Consider the following 18,829-nt stretch of genomic DNA (forward strand, 5'->3'; position numbering starts at 1 on the left):
CGCGTCAATTCCCGCGCTTTTTCAGAACATAGATATCCATGATCCACCCGTGCCAGGCGCGGGCCTCGGTGCGGGTGCGCAGGATCTCATCGGCCACATCGGCCAGCGGACCTTTGATCAGGGTCTGCTCGGGCATACCCACGTAAGCCCCCCACCAGATGTCAAAATCGGCCATGTCCAGCATCTGGAACGAACATTCGCCATCCAGCATCACCGCAACCGTATCGGCGTCGCTGGGCCAGCCCTCGTCGCGGATGCGCCGGCCGGTGGTGACCAGATAAGGCGCGCCGATCTCGTTGATTGGCATGGCATGGGCCGCCGTCAGCGCCTGCAGCGCCGTGATGCCGGGGATCACCGTGGTGTTCGGCTGCGGGTCCAGCCGCGCCGCGATTCGCAGCGAACTGTCATAGAGCGACGGGTCGCCCCAGATCAGCAGGGCGACGGTGCGCGCGTCGGGGTGCCGGGCCATCGCCTCCTGCCAGCGCAGGGCGATCGCGTCGTGCCATTCATCCACGCCGCGCAGGTAGCCATCTTGCGACCGGCGCTCGGGGATGTCGAAATAGGCGATTTGGGGCGGTGTGCCGGTGACCTTGCGGATGATTTCCTCGCGCACGCCGGCCAGATCGGCCTTGTTGGCGCCCTTGCGCGGGATCAGGATCAGATCGGCCGCGCGGATCGCCTGCGCGCCCTGAAAGGTCACGTGGTCCGGGTTGCCGGTGCCGATCCCGATCAAGACCAGATCAATCATCGTCGAACTCCGCCAGCGGACCATAAAGGATCAGCGCTGGCGCGGTGCCGATCTCGGAACCCAGGCGCTCGGCCAAGGCACCGACGGTGGACCGGTGCAGCGACTGCTCAGGCGTCGAGACCGACTCGGCCATCAGCGCGGGGGTATCCAGCGGCAGCCCATGCGCGTGCAGCGCGCCGGCTAGCAGTGGAAAGGTGCGCTTGCCCATGAACACCACCGTCGTCGCACCCGGGTCGGCCAGCGCGGGCAGGTTTAAGTCCTCGGGAAGCTTCCCGCTGACATCGTGGCCGGTGACGAACTGCACGCGCCGCGCGGTCAGCCGCCGGGTCAGCGGGATGCCTGCCGCGGCAGCCGCGGCAATGGCTGAGGGGATGCCCGGAATGATCTCGTAGGCGACCCCGGCAGCGCGCAGGGCCACCAGTTCCTCCTCTAGCCGTCCGAACAGGCCGCCATCGCCCGATTTCAGCCGCACGATCCGCTGGCCGGTCTGGGCGTACTCGACCAGCAGGCGGCTGACATGGTCCTGCTTGGGCGAGGGCCGCCCGGCGCGCTTGCCCACGCCCACAAGGTCGGCCTCCTTGCGCGCATGGCTCAGGATCGGCCCGCTGCTGAGATCGTCGAACAGTACCGCATCGGCCTTTTGCAGCCGGTCCACGGCCTTGAGGGTCAACAATTCCGGGTCGCCGGGACCGGACCCGATGAAGGAAACGTAACCGCTCATGCGCTGGCCTTTGCGATCAGATGGAAGAACGTACCGGTGACATGTCCGCGGCGCGATCCGGTCTGCGGACCTTCGGCGCCTTCGGCGTCAAAAACCCGTGCCAAGGGCGCGTCGGGCTGCTCGACGATCGAGGAATAGTGGAACTCGTGCCCCCGCAGCGCGGTCCCGGCCGAGAACCCGGGCATGTCGGCCAGCAACTCGGCCCGGCGATAGCCCAGGTTGAACTTGCGCTTCTCGTACGAGGTGACCAGACCCAGCAGCCCGGCCATCCGGTGGCGGGTGCCATCCTTGTCGATCAGCCCTTCGCCCAGGGCCATGTAGCCGCCGCATTCGCCATGCACGGGCCGCGTTTCGGCATGATTGCGCAAGCCGGTCAGGAACCGGTCTGCCGCAGCCAGGGTTCCGGCGTGCAGTTCGGGGTACCCGCCGGGCAACCAGACCAGATCGGCATCCGGGGCCGGCGCCTCGTCCGCCAGCGGAGAGAACGGCAGAATCTCGGCCCCGGCCGCCCGCCAGCCTTCCAGAAGATGCGGATAGGTAAAGGAAAACGCCGCGTCCCGGGCCAGTGCGATCCGTTGCGCCGGAGGGCGCGACAGCGCGGCCGACGACGGCCCCGCGGGGCCCGAGGAGACCGCCCTCTTGATCGCCTCCAGATCCACATGCGCGCGCAGAAAGGCCGCGTAGCCGGCAATCGCGCTTTCCAGATCGGGGTGCTCGACCGCTTGGATCAGGCCCAGATGCCGCTCGGGCAGGGTTAGGTCGCCGCGCCGGGGCAATACGCCCAGAACCGGCAGGCCCGCGCGCTCCATCCCCAGACGGGTCAGGCGTTCGTGGCGCGGGCTGGCGCAGCGGTTCAGAATCACACCGGCAAAGGGCAGGTCGGGGTTGTACATCCGGAACCCCAGCGCCGTAGCGGCGGCCGATTGCGCCTGACCGCCCACATCCAGCACAAGAACCACCGGCCAACCCATGCGCAGCGCGGTCTCGGCGCTGGACCCGTGGCCCAGCTCGCCCGGCTTTGCGACCCCGTCGAACAGGCCCATCGACCCTTCGGCCACCACGATGTCGGCGCCTTCGGCCTGCGCCGCAATCGCGCCCAGTAACGGCGCGCCCATCGCCCAGCTGTCCAGGTTGAACGAGGCCCGCCCCGCCGCCGCCCGGTGAAAGGCCGGGTCGATGTAGTCGGGACCGCTCTTGAAGGGCTGCACCGTCAGCCCGTCCTCGGCCAACGCGCGCAGCAGGCCCAGCATCACCGTGGTCTTGCCCGTGCCCGAGGATGGGGCCGAGATCAGCAGTCCGGGCGGGTTAGTCATCGCCGTGACTCCAGCTCGACCACGGGCTGTCGGCGCTTTGCGGACGATAGCGACGGTCATAGGTCTTTGAATACAGACAGCTTTCGTCGAATCCATCACCGGTCAGTGCCGGCCCGACCAGGATCAGCGCGGTGCGCGAGATGCTTTCGTCCAGCGAGTCCTTCAACGTGCCCAGCGTGGCGCGGATGATCCGCTCATCCGGCCAGCTCGCGCGGTACACAACAGCCACGGGGCAATCGTCGCCATAGGCGGGAGTCAGGTCGGCCACCACCTTGTCCAGATTGCCGATCGACAGGTGGATGGCCAGCGTGGCGCCGGTGCGGGCGAAGTTTTCCAGCGTTTCGCCCGCGGGCATGGACGAGGCGCGCCCCGGCGTCCGCGTCAGCACCACCGATTGCGCCAGCCCGGGCAGGGTCAGTTCGGTGCCCAAAGCGGCTGCCGCGGCGGCAAAGGACGGAACGCCGGGGGTCACGCTGACTGGAATGCCCATCTGTTTCAGGCGCCGGATCTGTTCGCCCATCGCCGACCAGACCGACAGGTCGCCCGAATGCAGCCGGGCCACGTCCTGACCGGCGTCATGGGCGGCTTGAATTTCGGCCATGATCTGATCCAGATCCATCGGCGCGGTATTCACGATCCGGGCGCCTTCGGGGCAGTGGGCCAGGATCTCCTCGGGCACCAGCGACCCGGCATACAGGCACACCGGGCAAGCGGCGATGATGTCGCGTCCGCGCAGGGTCAGAAGGTCGGCGGCGCCCGGTCCGGCGCCTATGAAATGAACGGTCATGTCTGTCCTCCGATGGCGACCGCGCAGGTGGCAAGCCGGTCGTCCGAGATCTGTCGGGGTGAAAGCAGCCGCGCGCCCGGTCCGGCGGCGGCGAGGGCGGAAGCTTCGGCCACGCTGCCGGTGCCATGGGTGGCGCGGCTGCGGGGCGAGCAGGTGAGCGTGCGTTGCCCGGCCAGATCGGCCGGGTCCGCGAAATGCAGGGGCAGGGCGCAGGCGGCGGCAAATTCGGCCAGCGCCGGATGGCCGGCCTTGTCGGCGGCGGTGGCCAGCGCGTCCACCGCGTGCCCGGCGGTGGCGCGGTCGAACGCGGCCCGCAGGCTGGCGCAGGTCGCGGTGGACGAAAATCCAAGCCCGGCCACGATCATAGGGTCACGCTCCACTGAACGACCGGATAGGCCGATTTCCAACCGCGCCGGGGGCCGAGCTCGCCGGCTTGCGCCAGCTCGATCCGCAGCAAGTCTCCGCCCAGCTTGGCGTGCCATTGGCTCAGCACCGCTTCGCTTTCCAGCGTCACGGCGTTGGCGACCAGCCGGGTGCCCGAGGGCAGGTTGGCCGCAAGCCAGCCCAGCAGCGCGTCGCTCAGCCCACCGCCGATGAACACCACGTCAGGCAAGGGCAGGCCGTCCAGCGCATCGGGTGCCCGGCCGTGGATGACCTGCAACCGATCCTGTCCCAGCGCGTCGGCATTGGCGCGGATTCGCGCGGCGCGGTCTGCGCGCGGCTCGATCGTGGTGGCCGTCAGGGACGGGTCGCACATCAGCCATTCGATGCCGATCGATCCGCTGCCGCCGCCGATGTCCCACAGATGCTCGCCCCGCGCAGGCGCCAGCGCCGACAGTGTCAGCGCGCGCACCGGCCGTTTGGTGATCTGCCCATCGGTTTCGAAAATCTCGTCGGGTTTGCCAGAGGCCAAGGGCAGCTCACGCCCGTCGCCCGAAACCTCGAGCGCAACGCAGACCGGATGCTCGAACGCGCCCAGCAGGGCTTCGGTCAGGGACATGCTGCGCGCGCGTTCCCGAGGGCCGCCGAGGGCCTCCATCACGTGCAGGGTCGTTTCGCCGAACCCGGTCTCGGTCAGATAGCGGGCCAGCTCGGCCACAGCGGCCCCGTCGCGCAGCAGGACGATGGCGCGCAGGCCGCGCGACAGATGCTGACGCAGGCGGGTCAGGGGGGCAGCGTGCAGGCCGAAGGTGGCAACGTTTTCCAGAGGCCAGCCCAATCGCGCCGCCGCCAGCGAGAAGGTCGACTGCCCCGGCCGTGCCACCCACTCCCAATGGGCGAAATTGCGCGCGATCACCGACCCGGCGCCAAACCAGAACGGATCACCCGAGGCCAGAACCACCGTGCGCCGGCTCTTCAGGTCCTGCAGGATGGGCAGCCCGTCGGCGAACGGCACCGGCCATTCGATGCGTTCGGCCCCGGTTTCGGGAACTAGTGACAGGTGCCGGGGTGGGCCCATGATGACCTCGGCGCGCTCCAGCTCTTGACGGCTTGCGGCCGACAGGCCATCCAGTCCATCCTCGCCCAGGCCCAGAATGGTCAGCCACGGAGTTTCAGACATGCCCAACCTCCTGATCCTTGGCGGCACGACCGAGGCCAACGCATTGGCCCGCGCCGTGGCGGATTTGGGTGTGGCGGCAACCTATTCCTATGCGGGCCGGGTCGACAACCCGCGGCCGCAACCGCTGCCTACGCGCGTAGGTGGCTTCGGCGGGGCCGAGGGTCTGGCGCGTCACATCCGCGACAACGGCGTGACCCATGTGATCGACGCCACCCATCCCTTTGCCGCGCGGATGAGCCGCAATACCATCGCCGCCTGCCAGCAGACGCAGACGCCGCTGGCCGCGTTGACCCGCGCGGAATGGACGGCCGCGCCCGGCGACCGGTGGCAGCGCGTGCCCGACATCGCCAGCGCCGTTGCCGCGCTGGCCGGGCCGCCGCGTCGGGTGTTCCTTGCGGTGGGGCGCATGCATCTCGAGGATTTCGCGGCGCAGCCCCAGCATCACTATCTTCTGCGGCTGGTCGACGAACCCGGCTCGCTGCCCTTTGCCGATTGCGACGTGGTCGTTTCGCGCGGGCCTTTTACGGTTGAAGAAGACACGGCGCTGATGCGCCGGCACCGAACTGAACTGGTGGTGTCCAAGAACGCCGGCGGCACCGGCGCGCGCGCCAAGCTGGACGCCGCGCGAGCGCTGGGCATCCCGGTGCTGATGATCGACCGGCCCAGGCTGCCCCGCCGGGTCGAGTTGACGAGCGTGCCGCGGGTTTTGGACTGGCTGGCTCATTCCGGCGTGGACCTTGGCGTATAGACGATGGGGCCTATGGGCCGGTCGATGACGCGGGTCAGCGACGAGCCGACGATCACCACCGTCTGCATGTCGGCCATGTCGGGCGTTGCCTCGGCCAGGGTCGCGATGTGGATCGCCTCGTCTGGGCGACATACGGCGCGGGCGAACAGGATCAGGCGCTCGGGCTCGCATTCCTGTCGCAGGATTTCCAGTGTCTTCACAAAGCCTTCAGGCCGCGACTTCGAGCGTGGATTGTAGAAGGCCATTGCGAAATCGGCCTGCGCGGCCAGCCGCAGGCGTTTCTCGATCACGGCCCATGGCTTGAGGTTGTCGCTGAGGTTGATGGCGCAGAAATCATGGCCCAGCGGCGCGCCCGCCCGGGCTGCCGCGGCCAGCATGGCGGTGATGCCGGGCAGAACCTCGACAGGGATTTCACGCCAGGTGTCCGGGCCGGTTTCCAGCGCCTCGAACACGGCGGCGGCCATGGCAAACACGCCCGGATCGCCCGACGAGACCACGACCACCCGCTTGCCCTCGGCCGCCATGCGCAGCGCGTGCTGCGAGCGGTCGATCTCGACTCGGTTGTCGCTGGCGTGCAGGGTCAGGCCCGGCCGTTTGGCCACCCGCGCGACGTAGGGAATATAGCCCACCACATCAGTCGCCTCGGCCAAGGCGGCGGTCACCTCGGAGGTCACCAGCGCCTCGTTTCCGGGGCCAAGCCCGGCGATCTTGACCCAGCCGCTCATGGCCGCCGCCCCTGTCCGTGCACGATGATGATCGAGAAATAGGGCGTGACCTCGGTGCAGGCGTCGCTCAGCTTGCGAACGGTCTGGTTGGGCATCTGCGCGTATTCCACGATCCAGGCCCGGTCGAACAGGCCCGCCGTTTTCAGCGCGCGTTTCACCTTGTCGATGTTGCGGCCGATCTTCATCACCACCAGCGCGTCGGTGCGCGCCATGCGGTCTGCCAGAACATCTTCGGGCAGGGTTCCCATCAGCACCGTGAGGATGTCATCGCCCCAGGTGATCGGATCGCCCGAGGCCGTCCATGCGCCCGACATGCCGGTGATCGCCGGCACCACCTCGACGGGCACGACGTCGCGCAGGCGGCTGTAGAGATGCATGAACGAGCCGTAGAAGAACGGGTCTCCCTCGCACAGCACCACCACGTCCTCGCCCTGATCGGCCAGCTCTTTCAAGCGCGCGGTGCAGCGTTCGTAGAACTCGGCCAGCAGCGCGTTGTAGCGCGGATCGGTGACCGGGATCTCGGTCGTGACCGGGTATTCCATGGGAAACTCGACCGCATCGTCGCGGATCATCCCGTTCACGATCTTGCGCGCCTGCCCGGTGCGGCCGGGCTTGCGGAAATAGGCCACGTGTTTCGCGCCGCGCAACAGGCGGTCGGCCCGGACGGTCATCAAATCGGGGTCGCCTGGGCCGAGGCCCACGCCATAGATCGTGCCCATGCTCATTCCGCCCGGCTTGCGATGGCGTTGATCGCGGCAACGGTGATGGCGCTGCCGCCCAAGCGGCCCTTGACGATGCAGCTGGGCACCGGCTGGGCCTCCCACAGGGCGTCCTTGGATTCGACCGCGCCGACAAAGCCCACGGGGCAGCCGATGATCGCGGCGGGGCGGGGGCAGTCGGGGTCCTCGAGCATGTTCAGCAGGTGAAACAGCGCCGTGGGCGCATTGCCGATGGCCACCAGCGCGCCTTCCAGATGCGGGCGCCACAGTTCCAGCGCGGCCGCGGATCGGGTGTTGCCCATCTTCTCGGCCAGCGGGCGCACGCGGTCGTCGTGCAGGGTGCAGATGACCTGGTTGTCGGCGGGCAGGCGAAAGCGCGTGACGCCTTCGGACACCATCCGCGCGTCGCACAGGATCGGCGCGCCGTTTTCCAGCGCGGTGCGGGCGGTGCGCACGAAGCCGTCCGAGAAATGGATGAATTCTTCCAGCCCGACCATCCCGGCGGCATGGATCATGCGGACGGCGACCTGTTCTTCGTCGGGGTCGAAACGGGCCAGATCGGCCTCGGACCGGATCGTGGCGAAGGATTGCTTGTAGATCGCCGCGCCGTCGGTTTCGTATTCATAAGGCATCAGGTCAGGTCCATGGTCTTCAGTGTTTCGGGGTCCAGCCCGCGCTGGAGGGGCTCATCCCCTGCGCGGCCGTGTTTTACAAGATCAAATCGCCCGTCGCGGCCCACCAGCGTCAGGTCCGCCGCGGCCATGCGTGCGCAGCCCTTGGCGCAGCCCGAGACATGCAGGCTGCCGGACACGCGCGGGGCCAACGCGCGGGCGATGGCCCGGGTCTCGGCCTGCGCCTGCGGGCAGAATGGCGCGCCGGGGCAGGCGTCGGTTGATAGCAGCGGGTCGGTGCCATCCGTCACGAAGGCCGGGGCCGGGAGCGTCGCTCCGCCTTCCAGCAAGAACAGCCGCCAGGGCGTGACGCGCAGGGCGGCGGCGCCCGAGGCCTGGACCAATGCACGCAATTCGGCGGCGGGCAGTTGCCCGAAGGCCGCGCCGTAGATCGGGCCGATTGCGCCGTTGCCGGGTTGCAGCGCCGGTGCCGTGGGGCCGGGGGCGTGGCCCTGCCATTCGTCGGGCAGAGCCTGCACCGCGATCAGGCGGGCCATGCGGCGCGTGTCAGAAGTGAAACGTTCCGCAAACCACCGGGCCAGATCGATCACGCGGTCGATCGCCTCATCTTCGGTCACCAAACGGCCGGTCCCGGCTCCGTCAGCCCGCAGGATCAGGCCCGAAGCTCCCCGCTCCAGCCGGATATCGGCCGAGTCCCCGGCCAGCAGCCGCGCCTCGCCGGTATCCACCGCAAAGCCGAACTTGGCGGGCAGGGCAGGCAGATCGCCCAGCCGGTCGATCAATGCCTGTGTCAGGCGCGCGGTCAGGTCGCCGGGTTGGTACAGCGGCGACACAAGGATATTGCGCCGGGTTTCGATGCCCGGTTCGGCATCGAGCAGGTTCAGCGCCGACAACTCGGCCAGCAGTTGCTGATGCTCGTCTTCGGCCACGCCGCGCAGTTGCAGGTTGGCGCGGTTCGTCAGGTCGATGGTGCCGTTGCCAAACCGCAGCGCCAGATCGCACAGCCCCAGCGTCTGCGCGGCACTCAGCCGCGTCAGACGCGGGCGCACCCGCACCACCAATCCGTCGCCGGACATCATCGGGCGATGCGCGCCGGGGCACCAGCCCTGAACGACCGGGGCGCTCATCCCAACCCCTCCAGATCGGCGCGGATTGAGTTGCGGCGGGTGTTCCACAGCCCGGCCTCGTACAGCGCGCGGAACCGGTCCTGCATGGCCTGATGGGCCTGCGGATTGGCCTGCTGCAAAAAGGCGTCCACCTCCGGGTTGCCGAGGGTGGCATCGTGATAGAGGTCGAACAGGTGCGGGGCGACGCTGCCCGACAGATGTGCGAAAGACGCCATGTGATCCAGCGTCGCGGCGATCTCGGCCGCGCCGCGGAATCCGTGGCGCTGCATCCCGGCGATCCAGTCGGGATTGGCGGCGCGCGCATGGACCACGCGGCTGATTTCCTCGGGCAGGGTGCGGGCGCGGGGCGTTTCAGGGCGGGTATTGTCCAGGTGGTACAGCTGCGCCTGCCCGCCGGTCAGCTTTTTGGCGGCGGCAAATCCGGCCTCATGCGTGGCATAGTCATTGGCCAGCAGAAGGTCGGTCTCGGTCAGGTCCTGCAGGTGCACGAAGCTGTCGGCCTGCGCCACGCGCTGGGTGATCCCGTCGGGGTCGTGGGCAATGTGCTCGCCCTCGAAGGCGAAGGCGCTGGCGTCCAGCCAGGCCTGACCGGCCTGCGCGCGGGCCTCGTCGGTATAGGTTTCCGACAGGTGAGTCATGTTCAGCCCATAGCTGCCCGGCGCCGGGCCATAGACGCGGGCGGCGGGCGGTTGGCCCGCATAGGGGTTCCAGTCGGGCGCCTCGTCGCGTTCCGACAGCGCCCGGACCGCCTGTCCGAACAGCGCTGAAAGGGTCGGGAACACGTCGCGGAACAAGCCCGAGACACGCAGGGTCACGTCCAGCCGCGGGCGCTCCAAGTCAGTGATCGGCAGAACCTCGATCCCGCTTACGCGCTCGGACCCCGGATCCCAGACCGGTTTGACGCCCAGCAGGTGCAATGCCATTGCGAATTCCTCGCCCGCCGTCCGCATCGTGGCCGAGCCCCACAGATCGACGATCAGGCCCTTGGGATAATCGCCTTCCTCTTGCAGATGGCGGCGCACCAGTTCTTCGGCCAGCTTCACCCCCTGCGCATAGGAGGCGCGGGTGGGGACCGATCGCGGATCGGTGGTGAACAGGTTGCGCCCGGTGGGCAGCACGTCGGTGCGCCCGCGATAGGGCGAGCCGGACGGGCCAGCCTCGATCCGTTTGCCGGCCAAGGCATCCAGCAGGGCCTGCCGTTCGGTCTGTGCTGACGCGGCAGTATCGAAATTGCCCGCAACCTGCGGCGCGCGGCCAAAGACGTGCAGCCCGTCGCCGAACTGGCTTTCCTTGATGTCACAGACGAAGCGGTCGATGCGGGTGATAGCCTCGGCGGTGCTGGTGGCCTGATCCAGCCCCAGATCGGCCTCGAGCCCGATGGCCTGCGCCTCATCACGGATATCGGCCTGCAACCGGTCGCGCCGTTTGGGGTCCAGCCCGTCGGCGTTCGAGAACTCGTCCAGCAGCGATTCCAGCCGCACCATGCGGTCGGGCGTGCTGCTTTGCTTCATCGGCGGAGGAATGTGGCCCAGCGTCACCGCCCCGATCCGGCGCTTGGCCTGCGCGGCCTCGCCCGGGTCGTTCACGATGAACGGGTAGATCACCGGCAGATCGCCGATCAGCGCCTCGGGCCAGCATTCCGCCGAGAGCGCCACCGATTTGCCCGGCAGCCATTCCAGCGTACCGTGGGCGCCGATATGGATCAGCGCATCCGCGCCCAACCCGTGCCGCAGCCACAGGTAGAAGGCTACGTAGCCGTGCCGGGGCGTGCGCGACAGGTCGTGGTATTCGTCGTCGCGCAGTTCCGGAGTGCCGCGTTCGGGCTGTAACGCCACCAGCGCCTTGCCGCGCCGAAGCGCGGTGAAGTGGAAGGCCCCATCGGCACAGGTCGGGTCGTCCTCGGGTGCGCCCCAGACGGTTTCCAGATCGGCGCGCAACGCCTCGGGCAGTTGCGCCAGCGCCGCGCGGTAGGCCGAGACCGGCCAGGAAATCCGGGCGTCCAGCAGGGTATCGGCAATCGGTTCGGCGGGGGCGGTGTCATAGCCGGCGCCCTGCAGGTCGGACAGGATCGCCTCGGCCGAGGCCAGCGCGTCCAGCCCCACCGCATGGGCCATCTGCCAGTCTTTGCCCGGATAGGTGGACAGGACCAGCGCGGGGACCTGTTGCGCCTTTGGTTTCTCGGCCAGGTCCACCCAGGCCATCGCCCGGTCGACGATGGCGGTGATCCGGTCGGGCTCGGGTCGGTGGGCGAAACGGGAATATTCCAGATGCGGGTCGCGCTTGCCCGGCTCCTTGAACGAGGCGACACCGGCTGTGATACGCCCGTCCACCTCGGGCAGGACCACATGCATGGCCAGATCGGCGGGCGACAGGCCGCGTTCTGCCTCGGCCCAGGCCTTGCGGCGCGAAGTGGCCAGCGCGACCTGAAATACCGGCACGCCCGCCACGTCCAAGGGCGATGTGCCCGACGCGCCCTTGCCCGAAAACGAGGTGGCATTGATGATCGCCGAGGGCGTCATCTCGGGGATAATCTCGGCCAGCCATTCCGCCGCCGCAGGCGCCTTGAGCGAGGGCGCGAACAGCCCTACCGCCTGATGACCCCGCGCGCGGATTTCTCGGATCAGGGCCGCGACCGGCGCGGTATCGGCCGCGGTCAGGTAGGCGCGGTAGAACGTCACGATGATGCGCCGGCCTTCGCCCGCGAATGCGTCCTCGGGCGCAATCACGCCGCGATCCGGGCACCACGCGCCGCAGTCGGGCAGAGTCTTAGCCCCCATCACCGGCCCGGCATAGAGCCCCGCCGCCAGCGCCATCTGCGCCAGCGCCGCCTGCGCGGCCACCTCGCCGCCGGTGTCGCACAGATGCGCCAGCCGCCGCAGGGTCGAGACCGGCAGGGTGGAATAGTCGTCCAGCCGCGGATCCTCGCGCCCGTCGGCGGGGAGCACCGCCAGCGCGATGCCCTTGGCCTGCGCCAGCGCCAGCACCTGCTGCAACCCGTAGGACCAATAGGGCACTCCGCCGATCAGCCGGATCAGGATGCCCTTGGCACCCTCCAGCGTCTGCTCGACATAGGTATCGACCGACAATGGGTGCTTCAGCGCCGTCAGGTTGGCCAGCCGCAACGAGGGCATCCGCCCCTCGGGCCCGCCGCCGCGATGCCAGCCGGCCGCGAAAGCACCCAGGTCGCTGTCCGAAAAGGACAGCACCACCAGATCCGCCGGGCTCTGGCCCAGATCGGTCGGGGTCTCGGTTTCTTCGAGCCCGTGGCTTTCGCGGAAGACGACGTGCATCGGTGCTTACTCGGCGGCCTCGGTGACGCCCGTCAGGATGCCGCGGATCTCGGCCTCGTCGATGTCGTCATGCTCGGCGATGACCACAAGGCGCGAGCGGCGCTCTTCCTCGGGTTTCCACGGGCGGTCATACTGGTGCCGCACCCGCGCGCCGACCGCCTGGACCAGCAGGCGCATCGGCTTGCCCTGAACGGCGGCATAGCCCTTGACCCGCAGGATGTTCAGCTCGTTCGCCAGACGCTCGATATTGGCGACCAGCTGCGCCGGGTCGGTCTGTTCTGGCAGCTCGACCACAATGCTTTCGAAATCGTCATGTTCGTGGTCGTCATGGCCATCGTGATGCGAGGGGCGGGCGTCCATGTCGTCCTCGGCTGCGGCCTCCAGCCCCAGCACCACGCGCACGTCCACCGCACCCTCGGCCACTTCGACCACGGGCAGGGGGCGGGGCGCCTCGGCGGCGATGATCTCGCGCGCCTTGGCCACGCCTTCGGGGCCGGCCAGGTCAGGCTTGGTCAGCAGGATGATGTCGGCGCACGCGATCTGATCCTCGAACACCTCGGACAGGGGCGTTTCGTGGTCGATCGAGTCATCGGCCATGCGCTGGGCATCCACCGCCGCGACATTCGGGGCGAAGCGGCCTGCGGCCACGGCCTCGGCATCGGCCAGAGCGATCACGCCGTCCACGGTGATCTTGGAACGGATGTCGGGCCAGTCGAACGCCTTGAGCAGCGGTTTCGGCAGGGCCAGACCGCTGGTTTCGATCAGGATGTGATCGGGGCGCGGGTCGAGCGCCATCAGCGCCTCGATCGTGGGGATGAAGTCATCGGCCACGGTGCAACAGATGCAGCCATTGGCCAGTTCCATGATGTTTTCCGCCGGGCAGTCGGGGATGGCGCAGCTTTTCAGGATCTCGCCATCGACGCCCACATCGCCGAATTCGTTGACCACCACGGCCAGCCGCTTGCCCTGCGGGTTTTGCATCAGATGGCGGATCAGCGTGGTCTTGCCCGAGCCGAGAAAGCCGGTGATGACGGTGACGGGAAGTTTTTCGAGGGTGCTCATGCTCAGGCTCCAATCGGGGGAATGCGGGCGGCGCAGTTCTTGCGGAAATGTTCAGGGCGGTCGCGCCATTTCACAAGGCCATCATCGGAGGCCAAATATTTGGTGGCGCCTTCGACGATGATCTCGACATGGTCGGATTCGTTCAGGTTTTCATAGACGAAGGTCCAGCGCGACGGCCCGCCGCGCAGAACGATAGAGCAGCCCTGATCGCAGTTCGACAGGCATTCGACCGGCTTCAGGGTGATGCCCGCGGGCAGGTCGGCGGCTGCCAGTGCCTTGTGCAGCAGCGTGCCGGGGCGCTGGGCGTCATCCTCGATGGGTAGCCCGCGTCGGCAGGTGGTGCAGACCAGCAGTTCAACTGGTGTGGTCTCGGTCACGTCTCTCATCCCCCCTCACTCGGTTGTCGGGGGACGGGGTATGCGCGGGCCACGTTGCGGACATGGGCCCGACACCGGAACACCCCGTCCGGTTTGTCTTCGGGCGTTGGCAGGTCTCCCGGCTTGCGGATGTCAGAGCGGCGCTCTGTCGGATGTCCCGCCTTCCCGGCCAGCAGCCAGTGGCATTTGGGCACCCTCTCCGGTCACGGTCGCGGGGGCGGCTGCGTTTGACGGAAAACCGCTGACGCATTCCCTTTTCATCTGCTTGCACAGACACCAACGCAAGCGACATGCGGCACGGGCAGGGGGGTTGTCAAGCGCGCGGGGCCAAGTGCCTCGCGTCGGATAGAAAAAGCGACTTGCCGGGATCAATCCGCGGCATCGCCGGCCAGCCGGTCGCGCAGCCAGGCCAGGAACAACTGGGCAGGGATGGACGGAGGCGCCGCGCTGACGCTGCGGATCAGATAATGCGACTGGGCAAAGGGAATCGCCGGCCCCGCAACCCGGATCGGCGCGCCCTGGGCGATGGCGTTGCGCGCGAACCGCTCCAGAACGGTGGCATAGCCAGCGCCGGCCATCACCAGTTGCAGCGCCGTGACGGTCGTATCCGCCGAATTACGCGCGGGGCGGTCGGGCAGGTCGGTGCCCGTGGCCTCGAAGTACCGCGCCCAGTTGTCCTCATACCCCAGAATGTGAATCAACGGGCCGTTTTGCAGGTCTGGCGCCGGGTCCTGCGCCCGGCAGACGGGCACCAGCCGTTCCGAGCACAGCTGTTCGGCCGCAACTCCGGGCCAGTCGCCATAGCCCAGCCGGATTTCCACGTCCACATCCGCAGGCGCGGCCGAGTCGTTCCAGATATGTGACACCAGCCGCACCGGGATCTCGGGGTGCTGGGCGCTGAACGCGGGCAGCTCGGCCGCGATCCAGTAGGTCATCGTCGATATCGCCGCCCGGATGGTCAGCGCCTGCCGCGAGGCGGGGCCGAACAAGCTGTTGGTGGACAGCGCAATATCCGACAGCGCCCGGCGCACGGTCAGCGCATAGGACTGGCCCAGCTCGGTCAGCGACAGGTGTCGGGCGTTGCGGGCAAAAAGCGGCTGCCCGAGGTCCGCCTCGAGCGAGCGGATATGCAGCGACACCGCCGTCTGGGTCAGGCCCAGTTCCTGCGCGGCGGTGGTGAAATTCAGATGGCGGGCGGCGGCTTCGAAGCTGCGCAGCCAGGCCGGATTGGGCAGGCGGTCCATTCAGCACCAAAATATTTTGCATCTAGATCGACTTTTTATTCGTTTCTTTTGTTGCAGGGCAACGGAAATACTCAGGCCAACGAAAACGCGCCTGCAGGAGGGCAGAACATGAAGGTCGGGTTCATCGGTTTGGGCAATGTGGGGGGCAAGCTGTCGGGGTCGCTGCTGCGCAACGGTATCGACCTGACGGTACACGACCTGAACCCCGATCTTGTGGCGGAGTTCGCCGCCAAGGGAGCAAAAGCCGGTGAAAGCCCGGCCCAGATGATGCGCGATTGCGATGCGGTCATCACCTGCCTGCCGTCGCCCGCTGCCTCGGACGCAGTGATGCAGCAGATGCTGCCCGAGGTTACCCACGGTAAGATCTGGATGGAGATGTCCACCACCGACGAGGCCGAGGTCAAACGCCTGGGGGCCATGGTGATCGAACGCGGCGGGGCGGCGGTGGACTGCCCGGTTTCGGGCGGGTGCCACCGGGCGGCCACGGGCAATATCTCGATCTTCGCGGGCTGCGACCGGGCCACGTTCGAGCGTATCCTGCCGTTCCTTACGACCATGGGCCGGCGCATTCTGCATACCGGCGATCTGGGCACGGCCTCGGTTCTGAAGGTGCTGACCAACTATCTGGCCACTGCCAACCTGATCACCTGCGCCGAGGCGCTGGTGACCGCCAAGGCCGCCGGGATGGACCTGAACACCACCTACGAGGCGATCAAGATTTCGTCCGGCACGTCCTTCGTGCATGAGACCGAAAGCCAGGTGATCCTGAACGGCTCGCGCGATATTTCCTTCACCATGGACCTGGTGAAAAAGGATATCGGCCTGTTCCAGGAGGTCGCCGACCGCGTCGGCGTGCCGTTGGAGATGAACCCGTTGATGATTAAGATCTTCGACGACGCCATCGCCCGCTATGGCGCGCGCGAGCTGTCGCCCAACGTCATTCGACGGCTCGAGGATGCAACCGGGCTGAGCATTACCGCGCCCGGTTTTCCGGCCGAGATGCAGGACGATGAACCGGAAGAGCCGGGGTATGAGGTGATTCCTCAAGGCCGAAGCACAGTTTGAGCCGACGGTCAGCGCAAGGCACGCCCTTTCCGGGGGGGCTCGCATGTACCGACCGCGTCGCTGGTGACCCAGCGCGGACTAAATCCTTGCCCGGAAATTACTGGTTAGCTCGGCTGCGCTAACCATCTCCGCGCGTATTTTGGCGTTTCGTATCAACAAACTGGTCCAGGCGACTATCACAGGACCAGAGAACAGCGATGCAATGCGAGGCTGGAAAGTTGGAGGCGAGTACCGGAATCGAACCGGTGTACACGGATTTGCAATCCGCTGCGTCACCACTCCGCCAACTCGCCTTTTCAAGCAATTTCAATTACTTGACGTGGTGCAGACGCGGTTCTAGCAGCTTTCCCGAACAACGTCCAGAGGGTTGCTGAAAATTCCGCCGACCACGGCGTTGGATGGTCGGTCAGCGCAGTGGCAACTTTTGTCGCGGCCTGCAATTTTTGCCGGGCTGGCCGTTGCCGGGCGGGATCGGATGTGGCAAAAGCCGAGCAACCATGGGAAATATACGAGCGGTCACATGACGGATTTCGCAGCCCGACGCCACACGATGGTAGACACTCAGATCAGGCCCTCTGATGTCACCAAATTCCCGATCATCGATTCAATGCTGAAGGTCCAGCGTGAGAACTTCGTGCCGGATGCCAGTCGCGAAGTGGCCTATGCTGGCGACCTGATCGACCTGGGAAACGGGCGCTGCCTGCTGGAGCCGAGGACTCTGGCGAAGATGCTGGATGCATTGAATATTTCGAATGACGAGGTGGTTCTGGATATCGCCCCAGCGTTCGGATACTCGACCGCCGTGGCCGCGAACATGGCGCAGCTTGTGGTGGGCGTCGAGGATGACGAGGCCAACGCAGCCGACGCGCAGTCCCGCCTGATGGAGGCGGATATCGACAACGCGATCATTCATGTCGGACCTTTGGAGCAGGGGGCGGCCGAGCATGGCCCCTATGATGTCATTATCATCCAAGGCGGTGTGGAACGTCTGCCCGATGCCCTACTCGATCAACTGAAAGATCATGGCCGCATCGCCTGCCTGTTCGTCGAAGGCAATCTGGGCACCGTTCGCATTGGTCGAAAGTCCGATGGGCGGGTGACTTGGCGTCATGGCTTCAACGCAAACGCCCCGGTACTGCCGGCGTTTTCGGCCGAGTGTGCATTTTCGCTATAGTCGATCAGCGGTTTTCCGCGGTCCCTTGATTAGTTGAAAACAAAGGCGCAAACTGCCTGCGGGCTTGCGTTATTTTGATTTGAGAGGATTTGGGTATGCTTGGAACGGCTGGAGGGAAGCTGGTCAAGGCAGTCGCTCTGACGGCGGGAATCGCGCTGAGCGTGATGCCGGGGCGCTCGGTTTTGGCGGACAATCTGACCGACGCGTTCATCGGTGCATACAACACAAGCGGGCTGTTGGAACAGAACCGCGCCTTGCTGCGCGCAGCCGACGAAGACGTTGCAATCGCGTTGTCGGCCCTGCGCCCGATCATCAACTGGACCGTCCGTGTCAGCCAGGATTACGCCAAGACCCGCGCCGGAACTGTGGTGTCGACGGTCGAACCATCGCGCTTCTTCTCGGGGTTAACGCTGAGCCAGTTGGTCTATGACGGCGGTGCATCGATTCTCGGGAAACAGTCGGCTCAGGAAACAGTTCTGGCAACCCGCCAGGCATTGATCGATATTGAGCAACAGGTTCTGTTCCGCGCAACGACGGCTTATCTGAGTGTTCTGCTGCAGGAAGAAACGGTTCAGATTCGCCAGAACAACGTCAATCTCTCGGGCGAGGAACTGCGGGCCACGCAGGACCGTTTTGAAGTCGGTGAGGTCACCCGGACCGACGTCGCGCTGTCCGAAGCGCAGTTGGCAAGCTCGCAGGCTGATTTGGCCGATGCGCGAGGCGACCTGAGCACCGCCCAAGCGGAATACGTGAATGCCGTCGGCAAACAGCCTGGTCGTACTGCGGGCCAGCCGCGTCTGCCGAAGCTGCCCGGTTCATTGGCCGAGGCCATCAGCCTGGCACAAAGAAACCATCCGGCAATCCTTTCGGCGCAGCATCAGGTGCGTGCCTTGGATCTGACCGTGCAGCAGCAGCGCGCGGGTCTCGGTCCGAATGTCAGCTTGAACGCAGACGCGGGGATCACGGAAAGCTATGACAACGACGACTATACCAACGATGCGTCCATCTCGTTGAATTTCAATCAGCCCATCTATGCCGGTGGTCGATTGGCGGCCAACGTGCGCCGCGCAATGGCTCAGCGGGACGCATCGCGCGCCAACCTTCTGAATGTGCAGAAAGACATCACTCAGGGTGTGACCGACGCCTATGTGCGCTTCGAAACGGCCACTGCCAGTCTGCGGGCATCCGTCGAACGGGTACGCGCATCGCAGGTCGCCTTTGACGGGATTCGCGAAGAGGCCACGTTGGGGGCTCGGACCACGCTGGACGTTCTGACCGCTCAGCAGGATTTGCTGGACGCACAATTGGCCGAAGTTGCCTCGCGGACGGAACGGTCTTTGGCTGCCTATCAGTTGTTGCAGGCACAAGGTCTGTTGACTGCCGAGCGTCTTGGATTGGCGGTACAGATTTACGACCCGACGCTCTACTACAACCTGGTCAAAAAAGCGCCAGCACAGATCAGCAAGCAAAGCCGCGACCTGGATCGAGTTCTCAAAGCTTTGCGGCGCGAGTGATCAGCCACACTATCTGTTGTTA

General features: G+C 66.6%; 18 protein-coding genes, 1 tRNA gene and 1 riboswitch. Of the genes, 4 read left to right on the forward strand and 15 right to left on the reverse strand.

Annotation, left to right across the window (positions count from 1 at the left end):
* Positions 1-4: 4 nt before the first annotated feature.
* Genes cobF through cbiE form a run of 6 tightly spaced genes read right to left on the reverse strand, consistent with a single transcriptional unit; the run spans position 5 to position 5,130 of the window.
* Positions 5-748 carry a precorrin-6A synthase (deacetylating) gene (cobF, locus tag ACR0LD_RS01840; RefSeq protein WP_480635480.1) on the reverse strand — a complete coding sequence of 248 codons (744 nt, stop codon included), beginning with the start codon at positions 746-748 and terminating at the stop codon, positions 5-7.
* Positions 741-1,469: a uroporphyrinogen-III C-methyltransferase gene (gene cobA / locus ACR0LD_RS01845; protein WP_170595520.1), complete on the reverse strand. Its 729-nt coding sequence runs from the start codon at positions 1,467-1,469 to the stop codon at positions 741-743. The genes cobF and cobA overlap by 8 nt, the downstream gene beginning before the upstream one ends.
* The gene (locus ACR0LD_RS01850; protein ID WP_480635481.1) at positions 1,466-2,782 is read right to left on the reverse strand and encodes a cobyrinic acid a,c-diamide synthase CobB; all 1,317 of its coding nucleotides are present in this window, start codon (positions 2,780-2,782) and stop codon (positions 1,466-1,468) included. The genes cobA and ACR0LD_RS01850 overlap by 4 nt, the downstream gene beginning before the upstream one ends.
* Positions 2,775-3,569, reverse strand: a complete 795-nt coding sequence (cobM, locus tag ACR0LD_RS01855; protein WP_480635482.1) for a precorrin-4 C(11)-methyltransferase — start codon at positions 3,567-3,569, stop codon at positions 2,775-2,777. Before cobM ends, ACR0LD_RS01850 begins: the two co-directional genes overlap by 8 nt.
* Positions 3,566-3,934 carry a cobalamin biosynthesis protein gene (locus ACR0LD_RS01860; protein ID WP_170370991.1) on the reverse strand — a complete coding sequence of 123 codons (369 nt, stop codon included), beginning with the start codon at positions 3,932-3,934 and terminating at the stop codon, positions 3,566-3,568. Before ACR0LD_RS01860 ends, cobM begins: the two co-directional genes overlap by 4 nt.
* On the reverse strand, positions 3,931-5,130 hold the full coding sequence (gene cbiE, locus ACR0LD_RS01865) for a precorrin-6y C5,15-methyltransferase (decarboxylating) subunit CbiE (RefSeq protein ID WP_480635484.1): 1,200 nt from the start codon (positions 5,128-5,130) through the stop codon (positions 3,931-3,933). The genes ACR0LD_RS01860 and cbiE overlap by 4 nt, the downstream gene beginning before the upstream one ends.
* On the opposite strand from cbiE, the gene ACR0LD_RS01870 reads away from it, so the two are divergent.
* Positions 5,129-5,878: a cobalt-precorrin-6A reductase gene (locus tag ACR0LD_RS01870; RefSeq protein WP_170443302.1), complete on the forward strand. Its 750-nt coding sequence runs from the start codon at positions 5,129-5,131 to the stop codon at positions 5,876-5,878. The genes cbiE and ACR0LD_RS01870 overlap by 2 nt on opposite strands.
* Here the strand turns inward: ACR0LD_RS01870 and cobJ are convergent.
* From cobJ to ACR0LD_RS01910, 8 genes are all read right to left on the reverse strand, one after another.
* Positions 5,851-6,603: a precorrin-3B C(17)-methyltransferase gene (gene cobJ / locus ACR0LD_RS01875; protein WP_170438064.1), complete on the reverse strand. Its 753-nt coding sequence runs from the start codon at positions 6,601-6,603 to the stop codon at positions 5,851-5,853. The genes ACR0LD_RS01870 and cobJ overlap by 28 nt on opposite strands.
* Positions 6,600-7,328, reverse strand: coding sequence for a precorrin-2 C(20)-methyltransferase (locus ACR0LD_RS01880; protein WP_480635487.1), 729 nt, complete (start codon positions 7,326-7,328; stop codon positions 6,600-6,602). Before ACR0LD_RS01880 ends, cobJ begins: the two co-directional genes overlap by 4 nt.
* Positions 7,325-7,954, reverse strand: coding sequence for a precorrin-8X methylmutase (locus ACR0LD_RS01885; RefSeq protein WP_170337738.1), 630 nt, complete (start codon positions 7,952-7,954; stop codon positions 7,325-7,327). Before ACR0LD_RS01885 ends, ACR0LD_RS01880 begins: the two co-directional genes overlap by 4 nt.
* Entirely contained in the window at positions 7,954-9,081 is a 1,128-nt protein-coding gene (cobG, locus tag ACR0LD_RS01890) for a precorrin-3B synthase (protein WP_480635489.1), read from the reverse strand. The genes ACR0LD_RS01885 and cobG overlap by 1 nt, the downstream gene beginning before the upstream one ends.
* The gene (gene cobN, locus ACR0LD_RS01895; RefSeq protein ID WP_480635491.1) at positions 9,078-12,371 is read right to left on the reverse strand and encodes a cobaltochelatase subunit CobN; all 3,294 of its coding nucleotides are present in this window, start codon (positions 12,369-12,371) and stop codon (positions 9,078-9,080) included. Before cobN ends, cobG begins: the two co-directional genes overlap by 4 nt.
* A gap of 6 nt (positions 12,372-12,377) precedes the next feature.
* The gene (cobW, locus tag ACR0LD_RS01900) at positions 12,378-13,433 is read right to left on the reverse strand and encodes a cobalamin biosynthesis protein CobW (protein WP_480635493.1); all 1,056 of its coding nucleotides are present in this window, start codon (positions 13,431-13,433) and stop codon (positions 12,378-12,380) included.
* A gap of 2 nt (positions 13,434-13,435) precedes the next feature.
* Complete coding sequence (locus tag ACR0LD_RS01905) at positions 13,436-13,819, reverse strand: DUF1636 family protein (protein ID WP_480635495.1); 384 nt, start codon at positions 13,817-13,819, stop codon at positions 13,436-13,438.
* 82 nt (positions 13,820-13,901) lie between these two features.
* A riboswitch (cobalamin riboswitch) is annotated at positions 13,902-14,106 on the reverse strand.
* A gap of 72 nt (positions 14,107-14,178) precedes the next feature.
* Positions 14,179-15,054 carry a LysR family transcriptional regulator gene (locus tag ACR0LD_RS01910; RefSeq protein ID WP_170438054.1) on the reverse strand — a complete coding sequence of 292 codons (876 nt, stop codon included), beginning with the start codon at positions 15,052-15,054 and terminating at the stop codon, positions 14,179-14,181.
* A 108-nt stretch (positions 15,055-15,162) separates the two neighbouring features.
* Between ACR0LD_RS01910 and ACR0LD_RS01915 the strand changes: the two genes are divergently transcribed.
* Positions 15,163-16,119, forward strand: a complete 957-nt coding sequence (locus tag ACR0LD_RS01915) for an NAD(P)-dependent oxidoreductase (protein WP_480635498.1) — start codon at positions 15,163-15,165, stop codon at positions 16,117-16,119.
* 219 nt (positions 16,120-16,338) lie between these two features.
* Here ACR0LD_RS01915 and ACR0LD_RS01920 read toward each other — a convergent pair.
* Positions 16,339-16,412 (reverse strand) — tRNA-Cys (locus tag ACR0LD_RS01920).
* A 227-nt stretch (positions 16,413-16,639) separates the two neighbouring features.
* Here ACR0LD_RS01920 and ACR0LD_RS01925 point away from each other — a divergent pair.
* Both ACR0LD_RS01925 and ACR0LD_RS01930 read left to right on the forward strand, forming a co-directional pair.
* On the forward strand, positions 16,640-17,293 hold the full coding sequence (locus tag ACR0LD_RS01925; RefSeq protein ID WP_170338223.1) for a protein-L-isoaspartate O-methyltransferase family protein: 654 nt from the start codon (positions 16,640-16,642) through the stop codon (positions 17,291-17,293).
* Positions 17,294-17,388: 95 nt separating this feature from the next.
* On the forward strand, positions 17,389-18,807 hold the full coding sequence (locus ACR0LD_RS01930) for a TolC family outer membrane protein (protein WP_170338225.1): 1,419 nt from the start codon (positions 17,389-17,391) through the stop codon (positions 18,805-18,807).
* Positions 18,808-18,829 lie beyond the last annotated feature (22 nt).

Source organism: Ruegeria sp. BF8 (assembly GCF_056538625.1).